The sequence below is a fragment of the Psychromarinibacter sediminicola genome, assembly GCF_029168335.1.
In the GTDB taxonomy this organism is placed as follows: Bacteria; Pseudomonadota; Alphaproteobacteria; order Rhodobacterales; family Rhodobacteraceae; genus Psychromarinibacter; species Psychromarinibacter sediminicola.
Genome location: NZ_JARGYC010000207.1, coordinates 1 through 952, shown reverse-complemented (window position 1 = coordinate 952; position 952 = coordinate 1). Strand labels below are relative to the sequence as shown.

At 53.9% G+C, this 952-nt stretch carries 1 protein-coding gene; it reads left to right on the top strand.

Features of this window, described 5'->3' with window-relative positions:
- Window positions 1-257 precede the first annotated feature (257 nt).
- On the top strand, window positions 258-737 hold the full coding sequence (locus P1J78_RS24980; protein ID WP_275570077.1) for an ImmA/IrrE family metallo-endopeptidase: 480 nt from the start codon (window positions 258-260) through the stop codon (window positions 735-737).
- Window positions 738-952: the final 215 nt, after the last annotated feature.

Below are 952 nucleotides of genomic sequence, written 5' to 3'. Positions count from 1 at the left end.
TCCGTCCCGCGCATCATCACCTCCAGCATGCCGTGCAAAGGGTGAATCACGTTCTCAAACCCCTGTCGAGGCAGAGTTTTTCAGCAGCCTGTTAAAGCGGCAGCTATTGATGCTGCTCGTGAAGTGGCAAACGATCAGATGACGAAGCTCCAACGTGCGCAACAAAGGTCGGACAAAGGGCAAACCGAGACGGAGGGCGACTTTGATTCTGATGATGCACCCGTTGAAGATGCTGTGCCCGCAGGGGAGGACGAATAATGCTGACATACGCCGACAAGATGGAAATCGTGCGCCAGCACCAGAGCGGCGCCCCTGTGCAAACTGTACCGCTGGCCAAAGACCTTGGCGTGAATGTCTACCATGTTCCCGACTGGCCTGGTGACCTAAGCGGCAAGATCATGAAGTCTGAGAAACACGGAGGAAAGTCTGGGTATGCCATCTATGTGAACCAAGCGCATCACTCTAATAGGCGGCGATTTACAACCGCACATGAGATTGCGCATTTCATTCTGCACCAAGACTCGATCGGTGATGGGATTACAGATGACGGCTTGTACCGAAGTCGGTTGAGCAATGCGATGGAAGCACAGGCAAATCGGCTCGCGGCGGACATTCTTATGCCGTGGCATCTACTGAATAAGTATATCGACGGTGGCACTAAGTCCGTTGACAAACTGGCTGGAATTTTCAAGGTCTCAGAAAGCGCTATGTCAATTAGGCTTGGCGTACCGGCTTAACTGTCAATTAGGATGTCGTCATACTCACTTGGGCGGCATGCCACCAGTCCGAACGCGCAGGCTGCCCCATGCCGTTCGCCGTCGCCGGACGCACGGCGTCCGAGGTGTTCTGTTGGCGCTAGATCGTCACACGTGAAGAATGGGCAAGCGATTGAGAACGTGTGGTTTTGGCTGCATTTGCAGTATCCGTTTTCGCAAGGTTTCCCGGCTTTTGG